Origin of the sequence: Jeotgalibaca ciconiae (assembly GCF_003955755.1) — a bacterium.
Taxonomy (GTDB): domain Bacteria; phylum Bacillota; class Bacilli; order Lactobacillales; family Aerococcaceae; genus Jeotgalibaca; species Jeotgalibaca ciconiae.
The window spans coordinates 2100376-2118171 of sequence record NZ_CP034465.1; the positions used below are offsets into that span (position 1 = coordinate 2100376).

The window sequence follows — 17796 nt, forward strand, 5'->3', positions numbered from 1 at the left end:
AGTGTGTTTCAAATTCAGAAAATAAATCAATATTCTATTATATATTGAATGATAAAATTTAACTGGAGGAAAAAATGACAGAAGAAATTTCAATAAACGAATTATTCGTTATACTAAAACGTCACCTAAATAAGATTATTTTTTGGAGTATAATAAGTCTACTTCTTGCTGGTATTTACACATTCTTTTTTGTCATACCACAATACGAATCAACTTCAAAAATTGTAGTTAATCAGACTCAGAACTCAGGACAATCGATTACGAATACTGATATTCAAACAAATTTAAATTTGATTAATACTTATCAAAGTATCATTCAAGAGCCCATTGTCCTTGAAGATGTTATAAAATTAACTGGGCCTAATTTAACTGTTAGTCAGCTACGCAATAAAATAAGTGTGCAAACCCAAGATAGCTCTCTTGTTTTTGGAATAACAGTTAGCGATGCTAGTCCTTATGTAGCAGCAGAGTTAGCCAACGCTATCGCATCTTCCTTCGAAGAAAAAATTGGTGATATTCTAGAAGTCGAATCTGTTACGATTCTTTCTCAAGCCATGCCTGTATTAAGCACTGTCTCCCCTAATGTGCCTTTAAACTTAACGGTCGGATTGATTGTTGGTCTAATGTTAGGTGTGTGTATTTCTTTTTTTAGTGAGTATTTGGACAATACTATAAAGGATAGTCAGTTCATTAGTGAACATATCAGATGGACCGATTTAGGAGCCATTTCTTTGATGACAGAAAAAGAACTGAAAGATATGGCTGTCCGTCAAGAAGAACAAAAATTTAAATCAAGAAGAGGGAGAAGGGTAGTCTAATGGTATTTGGCAGAAAAAAAAGAAGCAAAAAAAATTATAAAGAGCTCATCACGCTGGCTTCTCCTGGATCATTAATCTCTGAGCAGTTCCGAACCTTGAGAACTAATATTGAGTTCGCCATGGTGGATAAAAAGTACAAATCCTTGGTAGTGACATCTTCGATGCCAAATGCAGGGAAATCAACTGTGGCTGCTAACTTGGCAATTACGTTTGCTAGACAAGGGTACCGAGTATTATTAGCTGAAGCCGATTTTCGTCGTCCATCCGTCCACAAAGCATTCCAAGTGTTGAATGGAGCAGGGATGACATCTCTATTATCGAATCCAGAACTGACAGTGGAAGAGTGTGTATTGGATACTGATATCAACAATCTATCTTTGATGACCTGTGGCCCAATACCACCAAATCCAGCTGAACTGATTGGTAGCAATCGCATGAAGGAACTCCAAGACAAGCTTGTCAGTAAGTACGACCTAGTCATATTCGATACCCCTCCATTATTGGGTTTTGGAGATGCACAAATCATGGCTGGCCGAGCAGAAGGTACTATTTTTGTAATACGACACGGAGTAGCCAAAAAAGAGAATATGCTAAAAGCTAATGAAATTTTGACTCGAGTGGGCGCAAATGTCTTGGGAGCAGTCTACAACCAAGTCCCAGCCAGCGAGCAGGACAATAGTTACTACTATTATTACACAGAAGAAGATTAATAAGCTGGCACAAGGTTTTGAATACCAAATCTTGTGCTTTTTCCTTTAAATTTTATAGTTTTTGCTATCAATATAATGTATAATTATATTTGTCTGTAATATAAAAATAAGGAAGGAAGATAAGATATGTTAGATCTTCATTGTCATATTCTTCCTAATATTGATGATGGGGCAAGGTCATGGGAGGATTCCTTTGCATTAGCCCGCTTGGCGGTTGACGAGGGGATTACCCATATTTTGGCAACACCGCATCACTTGAACGGAAAATTTGAGAATAAAAAGCAAGATGTAATTGAATTGACTGAGGAACTGCAACAACGGTTGGACGCAGAAAAGATTCCTTTGGAAGTCTTTCCGTCACAGGAAGTACGCCTGAGTGGTGACATATTGGCTGGTATTGAGAATGATGAAATTTTGTTTGTGGACGAAACTAACAAGTATCTACTCATAGAATTCCCTACCATGACCATACCTCATTATGCTGAACAGCTCTTCTTCTCTTTGCAACAAAAGGGAATTACTCCTGTTATTGTTCATCCAGAAAGAAATCAAGAAATTATCGAGAATCCAGATCGATTGCTTGAGTTCATTGAACGAGGAGCACTAGCACAACTTACTGCTAGCAGTTATATTGGCGTATTTGGAAAGAAAATTGCTGAACTGAGTTCTCAATTGATAGAAGCAAACTTGGTTCATGTACTAGCTTCTGATGCTCACAATACAAGGGGTAGAGCTTTCAATATGAAAGAAGCGTTCCAAAAATTAGAAAAAGAATTTGGTAAAGAAAAAGTAAGAGAGCTTCAACAGAATGCTAAGGATTTAATCAATGGAGATTATATCCAACCAAATACACCTTCTGAGATAAGAAAGAAAAGAAGAAAAAGATTTGGCTTATTTTAAAAGGAGTTGGGGTTTTGGAAGGAAAGTTATCAAGAAAACAAAAATCATCCATTTTAATGGTTGTTGATTCAATCTTTATCTTAATGTCTGCTTTTTTGGCCCATTATATTGTTCAGCAATACGTTAGACCAGATACAAGTTTTTATTATGTCATGATTGGTGTATGTATTCTATCTTATTTGATACTGGGATTTCGACATCATTTATTTACACGGATCGTACGTTATACAAGTGTGTACGAGATTATGAAAGCTACAAAGCTAATGAGCTATTCATTTGCAATATCAGCTTTTATTACGATTATTTTTATTAGAAGTGTTAGTTTTCGTTACATCTTTTTAATGTATATGTTTTGTCTGGTATTCATTCCAGGATCTAGGATGATTTGGCGTTTTTTTCTGGAGAATTTTTATAGTAAGAAAAATGATATTCAAGTAAAAAATAATGATGAGGCTATTCGAACGTTGGTTATTGGTGCTGGTGATGGAGGAAACTTGTTTATTAGCAACATTCTAAAAGAGCCGGGAGAAGTAGAAATTGTTGGAATCGTAGATGGGGATCCTAATAAAAAACATTCTTATCTCTATGATGTTCCTATTTTAGGAACGGAAGAAGATATTCCGGAATTAGTAAAAAAATACAAAATCAATCAAGTAACGATTGCTATTCCATCTATAAAAGGCGAACAGCTGGAAAAAATACTGGAGTATTGTAATGAAGCTGATGTTCCTGTGAACCAAATGCCTAGTATTGAAGACGTGATGAAAGGGAAACTAAGTGTTAGTCGTTTCCGTGATATTGATGTCGTTGATTTATTAGGGAGAAAAGAAGTTAACTTGGATAAAACAAAGATTGCCTCTGAATTGGAAGGGCAAGTTGTCCTTGTCAGTGGCGCTGGTGGATCAATTGGTTCTGAAGTTTGTCGACAAGTCGCAAAATTTGAGCCGAAGCAATTAATTTTGTTAGGACACGGCGAGAATTCTATTTATTTGATTGATAAGGAACTTCGAAATCTATATGGAAGAACGATTGATATTATTCCGATTATTGCAGATATCCAAGATCGTGATCGTATTTTTAAAATCATGGAACGATTCAAGCCTGACTATGTATTTCATGCGGCTGCTCATAAGCATGTTCCTTTGATGGAATATAATCCTAGTGAAGCAGTAAAAAATAATGTGTTCGGAAGTTTAAATATGGCAGAAGCTTCTTTAGAAGCTGGTGTAAAGAACTTTGTTATGATTTCAACTGATAAAGCAGTTCGTCCAACGAATGTAATGGGCTCAACCAAGCGTATTGCAGAGATACTGGTCACTTCATTAAACAAAGTAGGAAAGACAAAGTTTGCGGCGGTTCGTTTTGGGAATGTATTAGGTAGTCGGGGGAGCGTTATTCCGGTATTCCGTGAGCAGATTGAAAATGGTGGCCCCATCACAGTTACCGATTTCCGTATGATTCGTTACTTCATGACAATTCCTGAAGCGAGTCGCTTGGTTATTCAGGCAGGAGTACTCGCAAATGGTGGAGAGATCTTTATTCTTGATATGGGAGAACCTGTAAAGATAGTTGACTTAGCTAAAAAAATGGTACAGCTATCTGGATATGCGGAAGAGGATATTGCCATTATTGAAACAGGTATGCGTCCAGGCGAAAAACTCTATGAAGAGCTACTGGTAGATGGACAGCTATCCGAAAACCAAGTATTCGAAAAAATCTTTATCGGTAATGGTACCCTATATGAAAAAGATGAGATTTTAGATTTTGTCTATTCATTAAAAGGAATGCCGGATGATAAATTAAAAGAAAAATTAATCACTTTTGCGAATGAAAATGTATAATGAATAGTAAGATAAAAAGATATGTAGTTTCTACATATCTTTTTTTAAAGAGAATGGAGAGATAATAGTGAAAAAAGTACTCGTAACCGGAGCTGCTGGTTTTGTTGGTTCCTATCTAAGCAAACAACTATTAAAAGAAGGTTTTTCAATTGTTGGAATCGATAATTTAAATGATTATTATGATCCAGCTTTAAAAGATGAACGACTAAAAGAATTATTGCCGCAAGAAAATTTTACTTTTATTAAAGGCGATATTTCTGATAAAGAGTTTATTATGGATCTCTTTGAAAAGGAAAAGCCAGAGATTGTCGTGAACCTTGCTGCTCAAGCAGGAGTACGCTATTCGATTAAAAATCCAGATGCCTATATTCAAAGCAACGTGATGGGCTTCTTCAATATCTTAGAAGCTTGTCGTCATAATCCAGTCGATCACTTGATTTATGCTTCTTCCAGTTCGGTATATGGTTCTAATAAAAAAGTTCCGTTTGAAGAAACGGATTTTGTCGACCATCCCGTTTCACTTTATGCTTCCACAAAAAAATCAAATGAGTTGATGGCTCATACTTATAGTCATCTATACGATATTCCGGCTACTGGATTACGTTTCTTTACTGTATATGGACCTATGGGAAGACCAGACATGGCTTATTTTGGTTTTACTGATAAATTCTTTAATAATGAGGCTATTCGTATTTTTAATAACGGTGATTTTGAAAATGATCTATACCGTGACTTTACTTATATTGATGATATCGTAACAGGAATCGTTAAATTAATTCCAAATGCTCCTGTAAAAGCAGAGGATAAGGTTGCACATGAAGTCTACAACATTGGGAATAACAATCCAGAAAAACTAATGGTCTTTATTACAAGTCTTGAAAAAGCCTTAAGCAATTCATTAGGAAGAGAAGTAGCGTTTGAAAAAATCTATGAACCGATTAAAGCAGGTGACGTACCAGCTACTTATGCTTCAACGGATAAATTACAAAAAGCAGTTGGTTTTAAACCTGAAACATCCATTCAAGACGGCTTACAGAAGTTCACAGATTGGTACGTTTCTTATTTCAATAAAAAATAGCATTTAGCGGAGGTAAGTTCTTGGAAGAATTAGTAGAATACTTTAAGGAAAAATATTCAGATACCGATATTCGGGCTGTTCGATCACCATTACGTATTTGTCCTTTGGGTGCTCATTCGGATCACCAAGGCGGCCGCGTCACAGGAATGACCCTGAACGCAAGTGTGGATATGGTTTATTCACCAACCGAAGATGGATATGTAAGGGTAGAGAGTATGGATTTTCCTGATAAGGAGTTATTTCATATCAATCACGAGTCCGAATATATTCCAGGCTTTTGGGGGAATTATATTCGCGGTGCAGTGATGTCGTTACAACAAGACTATGTACTGAAAAAAGGTTTGAATGCAATCGTTAGTGGAAAATTACCGATTGGGGGCTTAAGCTCATCGGCAGCTGTCACAACTGCTTATTTGATGGCGTTGTGTGATGTGAACGATATTGAAGTTTCAAAACTCGATTTAATCCAATATAGTCATTGGGTAGAAACAAAGTTCATTGGTTTAAAGAATGGTATTTTGGACCAATCCGCAAATATCTTGAGTATGGATAACCAATTAATGGTAATGGACTGTAAAACAAATAAATATGACATGGTACAAAAAGGCAAAGAAATGCCTGAATTTGAAGTAGTAGTGGTTTATTCAGGCATTTCAAAAGACTTAATCTCAACCGACTTCAATAACCGTGTTGATGAAATTCGTGTAGCTGGCTGGTTATTACAGGATTTGGGCAATTTAGACAGAACTTCCTTACAAGGTGTTCAGTTGCGAGATATTCCTGTAGAAGTTTATGAAGAATATAAGGAAGAGCTACCAGAACGCTTTAGAAAACGTGCAGCCCATTTCTTTACCGAACAAGCTCGTGTTCAAGAAGGGGAAAAAGTATGGGCAGAAGGCGACATAGAGACGTTTGGTCGCTTAATGTTTGAATCAGGCGAAAGTTCATTTTACCAATATGAATCAGGTATTCCAGAAATGAAATCAATCTATTATATTCTTCGCGAATGTAAAGGCGTGTATGGTGCTCGTCCAAGTGGGGCAGGCTACCGTGGAGCAGTGATTGGTTTGATTGATCCTGCTTATAAAGAGGAAATCAAAGCAAAAATTGATGAGATTTATCCAGTACGTCATCCAGAATACAAAGACTCCTATGCTGTAAATTTCTGTAAAACAGCAGATGGCGCAAATATAGTAAAAGATTTGGTGGTGGATTAAATGAAATGTATTATTTTAGCAGCAGGATACGCGACACGTTTGTATCCACTAACTGAAAACCAACCAAAACCATTGTTAGAAGTAGCCGGCAAGAGCATCTTAGATTATGCAATGGAAAAAATTGAACGTGTGGCTGAAATTGACGAAGTAATTATTGTAACAAACAATAAATTTGCGAATCATTTTGAAGAGTGGAAAACAAGTTCCTTTTACACAAAAGATATTACAGTTGTCAATGATGGTACGCTTACCAATGATACTCGCCTTGGTGCAATAGGTGACATTCAATATGTCATCGAACAGCTAAATGTGCAAGATGATCTGATGGTGATTGCCGGAGATAATTTGTTTGATTTTGAGTTGAGTGATTTTGCGAAATTTTTCTATCAAAAAGAGACAGATTGCATTACTACTTACCATGAAGAAGATTATGCACAATTACAACGAGCTGGTGTAATTGAAATTGATAAAGAAAGCCGTATATTATCATTTGAGGAAAAACCTGAGAAACCTCGCTCATCTTATTGTGTACCTGCTTTTTACTTATATAAAAAAGAAACACTTCCTTCTTTCAACGAATATTTATTAGAAGGAAACAATCCAGATGCGCCAGGTCATTTTGTTCCTTATTTAATTCAAGAGAAAGCTGTTCATGCTTTCCAGTTTGAAGGGAAACGTTATGATATTGGAACACTAGAGAGTTATGAACGGGTTCAAGAAGTATTTAATAATAAATAGTTTTATATGGGGGCTGGGAAAAAAACTAGCCTTAAATAAAAAATCACGATGAAATAATCAAATTTCTGATGGTTTCATTGCAATCTTTTCTGTAAGCGATAAATAGCTGGGTACCTGTGAGCCCTAGCGGTTTCCTGTTAAACTTGAGATATCTTAAATTTAACAGGAGGTTTTTAAATTGGAAAAGAATGGGCTGTCCATCGTTCCTGTCAAATTGTAGGAGGAACAAAGAAATCGTCGAATGATGGAGAAGTCCTTACCACAGAAATTAGTTGCACGTTTTAAAAAAAGTCAGACAGAGCTGCTTATATATGTGGGGATTAAACCATCGACGTTGAAAATACTTTTCAGAGAGATGCCGATTAATGAAGCTTGTTAACTTTACCCAAGTAGAGAATGTTTTCATTGTGTGCGGGAAGACCGATATGCGTCGCTAAATTGATGGATTAGTCGTAACAATCGCCTTCTAGGTATAACGATAATCGCTTGTCTAGCGCATATTCGACGAAAATTCTATGATGCTCGTCCAAAGAACTATTCCAGTAAGTGTGTGACCCATAAGGAAGTCACGCTGTGTAACGTGTTGCTTGCGTTGGACAAGTCGCTCAAAGACTTATCCGTTATTGTTCGTTATGAAAAACGTCTGGAAATAGCGAAGCCGAAGCTTGAGGAATTCTTTGAGTGGTGTGGGTCATTGACTGAACATGGAAAGCTTGGGACAGCAATCACTTATGCGCTGAATCAAAAAGACAGCACGATGAATTTCCTGAGTGACAGTCGTCTACTGCTTTCCAATAATATAGCTGAACATGGAATCAAGTCTCTTGTCGTGGGAAGGAAGAACTGGCTCTTCTTCCAATCGTTTGATGGTGCACATGCCGTTGCGTCTATTTTAGGCCTCCTTGAAACAGCTAAAATCAACGGATTACACTCACGAAAATATCTTGATTACCTACTAACTCATTTACCAAACCGACAAAATACACCTTTGGAGGCTTATTTATCATGGTCTCCAAAGGTTCAACTAGAAAGTCGCTAAAACACACATACTATTCTTTGGACATCTTTCAGTATAAAGGTGTCCGTTTTTTTGTTGTAGGTACTCAACTATTCATCGCTTACTTACTTTTGATCTTCATATATTTTACAATACCATTTCTTGTTCTGTTTGTCGTATATTATGTAAAAAAACTCTTCTGTTTGGATAGATGTTGTAGCAAAGAAAGTTTTTAATCGATTTCGCCTATTTCAAAGGCTGTTTTATCATAAAATTCGCTATGAACATAATGCTAAATATGTTACAATATTTAAAGTTTGTATGGGTAAACTAATGTTTTAATCTCCATAAACTTGTACACGTTATTTAAAAACTAGATAGAAGTCAGGATATAATGAGTCACAGTGAATTCCTTCCTGTAACAATAGGAGATTATTATTTACGTTTAATATGATAATGCGAATTGAGGGAAAAAATGAAGAATGTATTTATTATAGGGTCAAAGGGAATCCCTTCAAATTATGGCGGGTTTGAAACATTTGTAGAGAAATTAACAGAGTATAATAGTATAGAGGAAACACAAATTAAGTATCATATATCCTGTTTATCGGATAACAAAGAAGAATTTGAGCATAATAGTGCTCGCTGCTTCAATGTAAATGTACCAAATCTTGGACCTGCAAAAGCTGTATATTATGATATTGCCGCGTTAAAAAAAGTAATAGCGTATATAAAAACAAACGAGATTAAAGATGCGACTGTTTATATCTTGGCCTGTCGCATTGGGCCTTTTATGGGACACTATAAAAAACAGTTGAAAAAGTATGGTGCAGAGCTCTTCATAAATCCTGACGGACACGAGTGGAAGCGAGCAAAGTGGAACTGGCTTATTCGTAAATACTGGAAAATATCGGAGCAATTGATGGTAAAACATGCTGATTTATTGGTATGTGATTCTTTAAATATTGAGAAGTATATTAGAGAAGACTATAAGCAGTATCAGCCACAAACAACTTATATTGCCTATGGTGCCGATAATAGCAACTCAAGCTTATTAGATAACAATCAAACATTGGCCGATTGGCTAAATAAGCATCAAGTAAAATTTAATGATTACTATTTAATCGTGGGTCGATTTGTTCCAGAGAATAACTATGAAGCTATGATTAAAGAATTTATGAAATCTGATACAAAAAAAGATCTTGTTATTATTACAAATGTTGAAAAAAATAAATTCTACCAAGATTTATTAGTAGAAACAAACTTTTTGGATGACAAACGGATTAAATTTGTAGGAACTGTTTATGACCAAGAGCTGTTGAAAAAAATTAGAGAAGAGGCCTATGGTTACCTGCACGGTCATGAAGTGGGGGGAACTAACCCTTCTTTATTAGAAGCTTTAGCTTTTACAAAATTAAACTTGTTATTAGATGTTGGATTCAATTCAGAAGTTGGTCAAACTGCCGCATTGTATTGGAAAAAAGATGATTTGCATGAGCTGATCAACCAAGCTGAAATATTGACCGGAGATGAAATTCAGATGTTTGACAAAGAATCAACTGAAATCATTCGAACAAGCTATTCTTGGACTAAAATCTCAAATGAATATACAAGCTTGTTTAAGCAGTAATATTGCTAAAAGAAATCAGTCAGATTGGAGAAAAAGATGGTTAATAATAGAATGGTAGTTAATGTTGTGACTCCTTTTTATGACGGGAATAAATATTTAGATGATTACGCTCATTCTATGTCTAAAGCAATTGAAAATGCAACTCAAATGAATAAAAATATTAGCTTCATCATTACAATTGTAAATGATTCTCCTCATATTGAGATTGATCAGACTGCGCTACAAGGATTAGAAAAAAATACTTGTCAGTTATCAATCATTACAAATGAAAAAAATAGTGGCATTCACCAATCGCGCGTAAATGGGATTCAATCGTGTGAGTCAGACTACACTGTCATGTTGGATCAAGATGACTTAATTGGCGAACGGTTCTTTACTAATATTACAAAAATGAAAGATACATCAGATGTGTTGTTAATGAATGGATTCTATGAGACAGCGATTGCAAAAGAACCTATCTATAATAATGACCTAACAATGAAATTATCTTCAACTGAAACGATTCTATTATACACTCGTAATTTGATTGTCTCGCCTGGTCAAACAATTATTAGAACGAAGGTAATCCCTTCGAAATGGTTTAAACATATTTGTACAATCAATGGTGCAGATGATTACATGCTGTGGTTGTTACTTTTTAGCAACGGTTCAAGGTTCCAGTATCTGAACGATATGCAATATACCCATCGCTATACATCAATGAATCTAAGTATTAATGAAGAGAAAATGAATGAATCATCTGATGAAATAGTAGAATTATTACAAGCTTCAGGTTATCCAATCTCTAAAATCAACCTTATTAACAAAAGAAGACAGTGGAAGAGAGGATTTAAACAGGCGAATCCCTTTTCTAAAATGGCTAAGGTCTTGGCACATCCTAAAATCTTCCTATACAACTTCATTTACATGATATTTTGGAAAGGCTACAAGTTTAAAGAAAATGATTTTAATTAGAGTTAAGGTTATTAAAGAATCAAACCGAAGGGATGGGTAACATGACAAAATACATCGATTTTTTTGAGAAAAATTTTGATGTGGGCTTAATGGTTTTAATATTCCTAAAGACTTTTATTATTATGGGAAATGTATCGCAAGATCCTAGTTTTTTTTCGAATTTAGACAGTTTATCTAACTTACTATTGCTAGCGTTATTGTTAATAAAAAGATGGACTCCATTAGAATTGGGAGTGTTGCTAGTCGCTACACCAATGCTAGTTTTAACTCATTATCTCGCTAAAGATGGTGCCTTATTGTGGTCTTTCTTAATCATTATGTTAGTAATCGGTGTACCTAAGAAAAAGGTGCTAATATCATATTTAACAGCAGCAGTAGCAAAAAATGCTATGACATTTATTCTTTCTTTTTTTGGTTTGTATCATCCCTTTACACAATTAAAGCCGGGAACAGACATTGTTCGATATAACTTTGGATTCGCTCATGCCAATACACTGCATATGTTTTGCTTTGTTATGGTAGCTTGCTATCTCGTTATTAGACAAGACCAAATAAAAAAATACGAACTAGTTATTCTATTGTTGTTAAATTTCCTCTTGTTTTACTACAGCTTCTCTAGAACAGCAACAATGTTGATCGTATTACTGATTGCTATTAGTTTTGTGCTCACATTTAATCCGTTTAAGATTAATCAATATATGAAGAAAATCATGAAATATGCAATTATTATTACTTTTGCAGGCGCCTTTTTAGTAATGATACTCTCCTTTGCTTATCATCTAACGCCAAATAACTTAATTGAATTATTTAATAGGTTACTCTCAAGGCGTATTGAACAAGCAAATTGGTATTTTACTGAAAATGGACTTAGCTTAATGGGACAGTATATACCAGAAATATTTGTAAAAGAAAGTATGCAATTTGTTCTTGATAATGGTTATATGAGAGTGTTAATACAGTTTGGTTTCATACCATTTATCCTGCTAATGACGGGACTGATTTTGACATCTAAGCGTTTGTATGAAGCTAGCAGCTATTATGAATTATCAATGCTTTGCGTCTCATTAATATTCTTTATTCTAGAAAACTATCTAGGATTTATCTTTATTAATATCTCTCTTGTTTATATTTCAGTCATTTTTGAAGCTAGACGAATTCAGACATATTCAATGATTGAATTACCTTTTAAACGGGAAAAAATAAAAGAACTATTTATACGATAAGAAATGGAGTAGATGTCATGAGCCAACCAATTGACTTTGTAATTATGTGGGTCGACGGTTCTGATTCAGAATGGCGAAAGAAAAAGAATAAGTATAGTGGTGTCGTTGATACGAATATTGATGATTCAGATGAGAGATACCGTGATTGGAATAACTTAGAATTATGGTTTCAAACGGTAGAAGTCTTTGCACCATGGGTGAATCAAGTATATTTATTGACAGATAATCAAGTTCTAGATTTTGTTTCGAAATATCCGCAAGTTAAGGTTGTCGACCATACTGAATTTATACCAGTTGAATATTTGCCAACGTTTAATTCACATGCTATAGAGTTAAATGCTCATCGCATTGAGGGGCTATCAGAACAGTTTGTTCTTTTTAATGATGATATGTTTATTATTAAGCCAGTCCAGCCAACTGACTTTTTCGTTGATGGAAAACCAAAAGATAGTTATGCAGCCAATATTATTAATGGTGTTGGTAAACAGAATTTAATTAATTATATTTTACTGAATAATATGACTGTCATTAACGAACATTTCGACAAGAAAACCCAATTGAAGAAATATTTCAAAAAATGGTTCAATCTACAAAATGGACCATTTTTACTAAAAACGCTTCTCCTGACACCGTGGCCACACTTTACAGGCTTTGTAGAACCACATATCGCCAACAGTTACTTAAAATCAACATTCAGAGAAGTTTGGGAGAAAGAATTCGATATGCTTGATAGTAGCTGTCGAAATAAGTTCAGACATCAAAACGATGTTAATCAATGGGTTATGAGGAATTGGCAGCTTGCTGCAGGAACGCCTGTCAACCGTAAACACAATTTTGGTCATTTGTTTATGGTAGATGAGAATAATCTAGATGAATGTGTAGATTGGATAAAAAATCAAAAGACATCTATGGTATGTGTCAATGACGAGAGTAGTATTAAAGACTTCACAGCTGTAACCAAAAGAGTAAATGATGCACTCGCTTCAACAATAACAAACAATAAAAAATAATTAACGCTGGAATTAGCAGGAAGCTAAAACGAGGCTTGACTCGCTTTAGCTTTTTTTCTACCAAAACAATTAAGAATTTGTATAGTTTAATCTTTAATCTTTTAAAAGCTATATATTTCAAAAAAAAATGATAAACTTATGGTAGCTCAGACCTTTTATAAAGAAATAATAATGTACAAGAGAGGTAGAAAATTTGAATTCAAAGGCAATAAATTTTATAAAAAATATGTCTTATAGTGTGCTATCCAATTTGATATCGCTTGTCATATCAACTATTGTAATACTCGTTATACCTAAACTAATAGGAGTAGAAGAATACGGCTACTGGCAACTGTTCGTATTCTATTCATCTTATGTCGGATTTTTGCATTTTGGATGGAATGATGGTATTTACTTGAGATATGGCGGCGAAGAATATGAAAGTTTAGATAAAAAATTATTCTTTTCTCAATTTATCCAACTAGTCATTGTGCAAGCCTGTATTGGTGGACTCATCTTTTTATTTTCAGTGTTCTTTGTAGATGATCTTAATCGTAGCTTTATTTGGAAGATGGTCGCAGTCACTTTAGTTGTTCTAAATGTAAGATTTATGTTTTTCTTTATTCTACAAGCAACCAATCGAATTAAAGAATATGCTCGTCTGACTATATTAGACCGCTTCGTGTATATTGGTCTAATTATTTTATTTTTAGTATTTGGAGTGAGAAATTACCAGTTAATGATTTTAGCGGATGTAATTGGTAAACTAATATCACTTATATTTGCTTTTATTTTATGTAAAGACATTGTTTTTAATAGATTATCCCATTTTTATTTTTCAATTACTGAAACAATTGCAAATATTAGAGTCGGTATAAGTTTAATGTTTGCTAATATCGCTAGTACTTTAATCATAGGAACAGTAAAATTTGGCATTGAAAGAAATTGGAATGTGGCAACTTTTGGTAAAGTCTCCTTAACACTAAGTATTTCAAATATGATGATGATTTTTATTAATGCGGTAGGGGTTATTATTTTCCCTGTCTTAAGAAGAACGAAGAGAGAGAAACTCGCAGTAATCTACATAATTATGAGGGATTTATTGATGGCACTGTTATTGGGAGTGTTAGTTTTCTATTATCCACTAAAAACAATGATGTCGGCGTGGCTTCCTCAATATGCTGATAGCTTATTATATATGGCATTAGCATTTCCTATGTTTACCTATGAAGGTAAGATGTCATTGTTAATTAATACATATCTAAAAACTCTAAGAAAAGAAAAATTAATACTAAGAGTCAATGTTATGTCTATGGTTTTGAGTTTTATTTTGACAGTGACAGTAGTTAAAATATTTAATAATTTAGAGCTGACTGTGTTAAATATTGTTATTCTGCTAGCATTTAGATCGGCACTAGCAGAATACTTTCTAGCAAGGGAATTGAAGATCCAAATTAGAAAAGACCTTATTTTAGAAACAATGATGACTATTATATTTATCAGCTCTGGTTGGTATATTAATTCTTGGTTTATGATTGTGGTATACGGTTTTGCTTATATCATCTACCTCATTATTAAGAAAAATAATATAAAGGAATCAATAGTTGGAATAAAAGTTTTATTGAAAGAATAGAAGGAAGGGTTACACATGAAAAATATCTTGTATCTTCATGCTGGTGCAGAAATGTACGGAGCAGATAAAGTGTTACTTGAATTACTTAAAGGATTAGACAAATCTCAGTATAACCCGATTGTGGTTTTACCAAATGACGGTGTATTAGTTAATGCGCTTCGAGAAGAAGGAATCACAACTGAAGTTATCCCATATCCAATTTTGAGAAGAAAGTTTTTCAACCCGAAAGGTATTTTGGATTACTCATCCTCCTATATAAAATACTCGAAGGAAATTATAAAGCTAGTTGCGAATACGAAGATTGATTTGATACACGTTAATACAACAGCGGTACTTGAAGGGATATACTTAAAGAAACAATTAAAAGCACCGATTGTTTGGCATATTCATGAAATATTATTGAAACCTAAATTTATGTATCATTTATTAAATTTCTTAATAGGGAAATGTTCAGATACGATTGTTGTTGTATCTGAAGCCGTTAAAGCACACGTATGTCAATCTAAATTTGTAAATCCAGAAAAAGTAAAGGTCATTTATAATGGGATTAACAACCAAGAGTTTCATCCTAAAAACGAGACAGAGTATTTAAGAAATGAACTACATATTCCCCATGACTCTGTTATTGTTGGGATGATTGGTCGAGTGAATGCTTGGAAAGGACAAGGCGACTTTTTATCAGCTGTTGAACCGATACTTGCAAAGTATGACGATGTCTATGCTTTGATGGTTGGCGGAGTCTTTGAAGGGGAAGAATGGCGGATGGAAGAGTTAAAATCCAAGGTTGCCCAATCTTCAAATAAAGAGAGGATTATAATCCAGGACTTCCGTAAAGACACACCAAATATTCATAACTTGTTTGATATATTTATCTTACCGAGTACAAATCCGGATCCGTTACCAACTGTTGTGCTAGAATCAATGGCTTCAGGAAAACCAGTGATTAGTTATAATCATGGTGGAGCAATGGAAATGGTTCGAGAAGACGTAAATGGTCTCTTTTCAAAAGCAGGAGTTCCATCGGGAATTACATCTAATATTGAATTACTTCTAGATGATTCCAAATTAAGAGAAAAAATGGGACGTAATTCAGCCGAAAGACAGGCAACACTATTCTCTCTAGTCTCCTATGTAAAAAACTTCCAAGATTTATATGATTGTTTTTAGTTTCTGGTAGGAGTATTTAGAAAAAATATCAATTTGTATCCTAAGTGAAATCTTTTAGGTGAATAATATTCAAGCCGAAGTGAGCTAATCCTCACTTTGGCTTTTTTTCAAAATGGTTAAGGGATAAATAGTTTGTTTACTAATCGAAAATTTAATAATGAAAATAGTTCTTGAACAATTCATACTTCTGGAATGAGAATATGAGATAAAAGGGCAACACTTACCCTTGTATGTAAATTCCGATTATAGCGGTATCTTTAAGGAATTCTGATTGAATTGTGAAAGAAATATGATAAAGAAAATGGAAATATATAATTTTAGGAAAAAATGACGAATTTTATCGAAGAAATATGGTAGAATGTTGAGAGCACCATTGTTTAACTAATAAGGAAATATTTTTGTTAGCTTAAAATACGTTAAGAAAGTTAGGGACTCATATGTATAAATTATCGAATAAAGGTTGGCTCAAACATTTTGACTTTACTTTGATGGATATAGTTTCATTGGAAATTGCTTTTATACTGTCATATGTAGTAAAATTCGGGCGGACTTCTTTATTTTCAGATAGTCTTTATTCATCTATTGCACTAATGTTACCAGTTTTACATGTATTCATTGTATTCTTTACTGAAGAGTATTCGGGTATTTTAAGAAGGGGATACTTGAAAGAACTTAAAGAAGTTTTAAAACACAATTCAATCATCTTAGCTCTGTTATTCTTCATTATGTTTGCTACTAAGCAATCGGAAGAGTATTCTCGTATTGTATTGTTTGCTATGTGGGGATTTAGTTGTGTCTTTGTTTGGTTAGGACGTGTCATTTTAAAGAAAATTTTATTTCGTCTTGTTTTTCAAGAGAAGAATTTATCTTATTTATTAGTTATTACTGTAAAAGATATGGCACAGCAAACCATTGAAAAAATGCAAATGAAAAAGTTCAGCAACTATCAAACAAGCGGATTAGTGATTGTTGATAGTGAGGAAGAATTAGACGCAATTAAAGGTGTTCCAATAGTTGCAAATCATCTTACTTTAATGGAATACATAAGAACTAATCCTATCGATAGCGTCTTTGTCAGTTTACCCAACGCTCCTAATCAAGAAATAGAGGAACTTACTGAACGTTTAGTTGATATGGGGATTACTGTTCACATTTCATTAAATTATATTTCTGATGAAATACCCAACAAAGTGGTTGAGGAACTAAACGGCTATACGGTACTGACCTCTAGTATTAAAATAGCCACTCCAAGACAAATGTTTATTAAACGCATAATAGATATCTGCGGTGGTCTAGCAGGCCTGTTAGCAACCTTTGTGGCAGCTTTGATTTTTGGCCCCATTATCTATAAACAGTCACCTGGACCAATCTTTTTTTCACAAGAGCGAGTTGGCCGAGGCGGACGTCGCTTCCACATCTATAAGTTCCGTTCGATGTATATGGACGCTGAGGAACGTAAAAAAGAATTGATGGAACAGAATAAAATGAAGGGGCTTATGTTTAAAATGGATGATGATCCGCGAATTTTACCGATTGGAAAATTCATACGAAAATGGTCGATAGACGAGTTGCCCCAAAGTATAAACATTCTTAGAGGAGACATGAGTTTAGTAGGAACACGTCCTCCAACTGTAGATGAATATAATCAATATGAATTCCACCATAAAAGGAGACTAGCTGCCCGACCTGGACTTACAGGTATGTGGCAAGTAAGTGGTAGAAGTGATATAACTGACTTTGAAGAAATTGTAGAATTAGATACAGAATATATTCGAAATTTCTCATTGAAACTATATATTAAAATTTTATTTAAGACAGTTGGGGTCGTTTTAGGAAAAAAGGGGTCAGTTTAAGCGACTTATAGGTAGGGATTCACTCTCGATTAAATATATGATTTAACA

General features: G+C 34.3%; 15 protein-coding genes. All 15 read left to right on the forward strand.

From position 1 onward, the window contains the following. Nucleotides 1–74 precede the first annotated feature (74 nt). Nucleotides 75–818, forward strand: coding sequence for a YveK family protein (locus EJN90_RS09805; protein ID WP_126110775.1), 744 nt, complete (start codon nucleotides 75–77; stop codon nucleotides 816–818). Further along, on the forward strand, nucleotides 818–1528 hold the full coding sequence (locus tag EJN90_RS09810; protein WP_126110777.1) for a CpsD/CapB family tyrosine-protein kinase: 711 nt from the start codon (nucleotides 818–820) through the stop codon (nucleotides 1526–1528). The genes EJN90_RS09805 and EJN90_RS09810 overlap by 1 nt, the downstream gene beginning before the upstream one ends. A gap of 126 nt (nucleotides 1529–1654) precedes the next feature. Next, the gene (locus EJN90_RS09815; RefSeq protein WP_126110779.1) at nucleotides 1655–2428 is read left to right on the forward strand and encodes a tyrosine-protein phosphatase; all 774 of its coding nucleotides are present in this window, start codon (nucleotides 1655–1657) and stop codon (nucleotides 2426–2428) included. 56 nt (nucleotides 2429–2484) lie between these two features. Beyond that, on the forward strand, nucleotides 2485–4269 hold the full coding sequence (locus EJN90_RS09820) for a polysaccharide biosynthesis protein (protein ID WP_126112418.1): 1785 nt from the start codon (nucleotides 2485–2487) through the stop codon (nucleotides 4267–4269). A gap of 67 nt (nucleotides 4270–4336) precedes the next feature. Next, on the forward strand, nucleotides 4337–5347 hold the full coding sequence (locus EJN90_RS09825; RefSeq protein WP_322348859.1) for an SDR family NAD(P)-dependent oxidoreductase: 1011 nt from the start codon (nucleotides 4337–4339) through the stop codon (nucleotides 5345–5347). A gap of 20 nt (nucleotides 5348–5367) precedes the next feature. After that, nucleotides 5368–6564 carry a GHMP family kinase ATP-binding protein gene (locus tag EJN90_RS09830; protein WP_126110783.1) on the forward strand — a complete coding sequence of 399 codons (1197 nt, stop codon included), beginning with the start codon at nucleotides 5368–5370 and terminating at the stop codon, nucleotides 6562–6564. After that, a complete protein-coding gene (locus tag EJN90_RS09835) occupies nucleotides 6565–7302 on the forward strand; it encodes a nucleotidyltransferase family protein (RefSeq protein ID WP_126110785.1) in 738 nt (245 codons plus the stop codon). A gap of 481 nt (nucleotides 7303–7783) precedes the next feature. Then, nucleotides 7784–8341 (forward strand): IS66 family transposase, encoded by a 558-nt coding sequence (locus EJN90_RS09845; protein ID WP_227872621.1) that lies wholly within the window; start codon nucleotides 7784–7786, stop codon nucleotides 8339–8341. Nucleotides 8342–8774: 433 nt separating this feature from the next. Continuing rightward, nucleotides 8775–9929: a beta 1-4 rhamnosyltransferase Cps2T gene (gene cps2T, locus EJN90_RS09850; RefSeq protein WP_126110789.1), complete on the forward strand. Its 1155-nt coding sequence runs from the start codon at nucleotides 8775–8777 to the stop codon at nucleotides 9927–9929. Between the two features lie 36 nt (nucleotides 9930–9965). Beyond that, nucleotides 9966–10883, forward strand: a complete 918-nt coding sequence (locus tag EJN90_RS09855) for a glycosyltransferase family 2 protein (protein WP_126110791.1) — start codon at nucleotides 9966–9968, stop codon at nucleotides 10881–10883. A gap of 41 nt (nucleotides 10884–10924) precedes the next feature. Beyond that, a complete protein-coding gene (locus tag EJN90_RS09860) occupies nucleotides 10925–12106 on the forward strand; it encodes a hypothetical protein (protein WP_126110793.1) in 1182 nt (393 codons plus the stop codon). Nucleotides 12107–12123: 17 nt separating this feature from the next. Continuing rightward, nucleotides 12124–13116, forward strand: coding sequence for a Stealth CR1 domain-containing protein (locus tag EJN90_RS09865; protein ID WP_126112421.1), 993 nt, complete (start codon nucleotides 12124–12126; stop codon nucleotides 13114–13116). A gap of 226 nt (nucleotides 13117–13342) precedes the next feature. Continuing rightward, nucleotides 13343–14728 (forward strand): MATE family efflux transporter, encoded by a 1386-nt coding sequence (locus tag EJN90_RS09870; protein ID WP_126112422.1) that lies wholly within the window; start codon nucleotides 13343–13345, stop codon nucleotides 14726–14728. 15 nt (nucleotides 14729–14743) lie between these two features. Then, entirely contained in the window at nucleotides 14744–15895 is a 1152-nt protein-coding gene (locus EJN90_RS09875) for a glycosyltransferase family 4 protein (RefSeq protein WP_126110795.1), read from the forward strand. 488 nt (nucleotides 15896–16383) lie between these two features. Then, a complete protein-coding gene (locus EJN90_RS09880) occupies nucleotides 16384–17748 on the forward strand; it encodes a sugar transferase (protein WP_227872622.1) in 1365 nt (454 codons plus the stop codon). Nucleotides 17749–17796: the final 48 nt, after the last annotated feature.

Excerpts from the sequence above, each read along its gene's own strand:
- EJN90_RS09870 (WP_126112422.1), top strand. The coding sequence starts at position 13,343 with ATGTCTTATAGTGTGCTATCCAATTTGATATCGCTTGTCATATCAACT.
- EJN90_RS09815 (WP_126110779.1), top strand. The coding sequence starts at position 1,655 with ATGTTAGATCTTCATTGTCATATTCTTCCTAATATTGATGATGGGGCA.
- EJN90_RS09820 (WP_126112418.1), top strand. The coding sequence starts at position 2,485 with ATGGTTGTTGATTCAATCTTTATCTTAATGTCTGCTTTTTTGGCCCAT.
- EJN90_RS09875 (WP_126110795.1), top strand. The coding sequence starts at position 14,744 with ATGAAAAATATCTTGTATCTTCATGCTGGTGCAGAAATGTACGGAGCA.
- EJN90_RS09835 (WP_126110785.1), top strand. The coding sequence starts at position 6,565 with ATGAAATGTATTATTTTAGCAGCAGGATACGCGACACGTTTGTATCCA.
- EJN90_RS09855 (WP_126110791.1), top strand. The coding sequence starts at position 9,966 with ATGGTTAATAATAGAATGGTAGTTAATGTTGTGACTCCTTTTTATGAC.
- EJN90_RS09810 (WP_126110777.1), top strand. The coding sequence starts at position 818 with ATGGTATTTGGCAGAAAAAAAAGAAGCAAAAAAAATTATAAAGAGCTC.
- EJN90_RS09865 (WP_126112421.1), top strand. The coding sequence starts at position 12,124 with ATGAGCCAACCAATTGACTTTGTAATTATGTGGGTCGACGGTTCTGAT.
- EJN90_RS09880 (WP_227872622.1), top strand. The coding sequence starts at position 16,384 with ATGGATATAGTTTCATTGGAAATTGCTTTTATACTGTCATATGTAGTA.
- cps2T (WP_126110789.1), top strand. The coding sequence starts at position 8,775 with ATGAAGAATGTATTTATTATAGGGTCAAAGGGAATCCCTTCAAATTAT.
- EJN90_RS09805 (WP_126110775.1), top strand. The coding sequence starts at position 75 with ATGACAGAAGAAATTTCAATAAACGAATTATTCGTTATACTAAAACGT.
- EJN90_RS09860 (WP_126110793.1), top strand. The coding sequence starts at position 10,925 with ATGACAAAATACATCGATTTTTTTGAGAAAAATTTTGATGTGGGCTTA.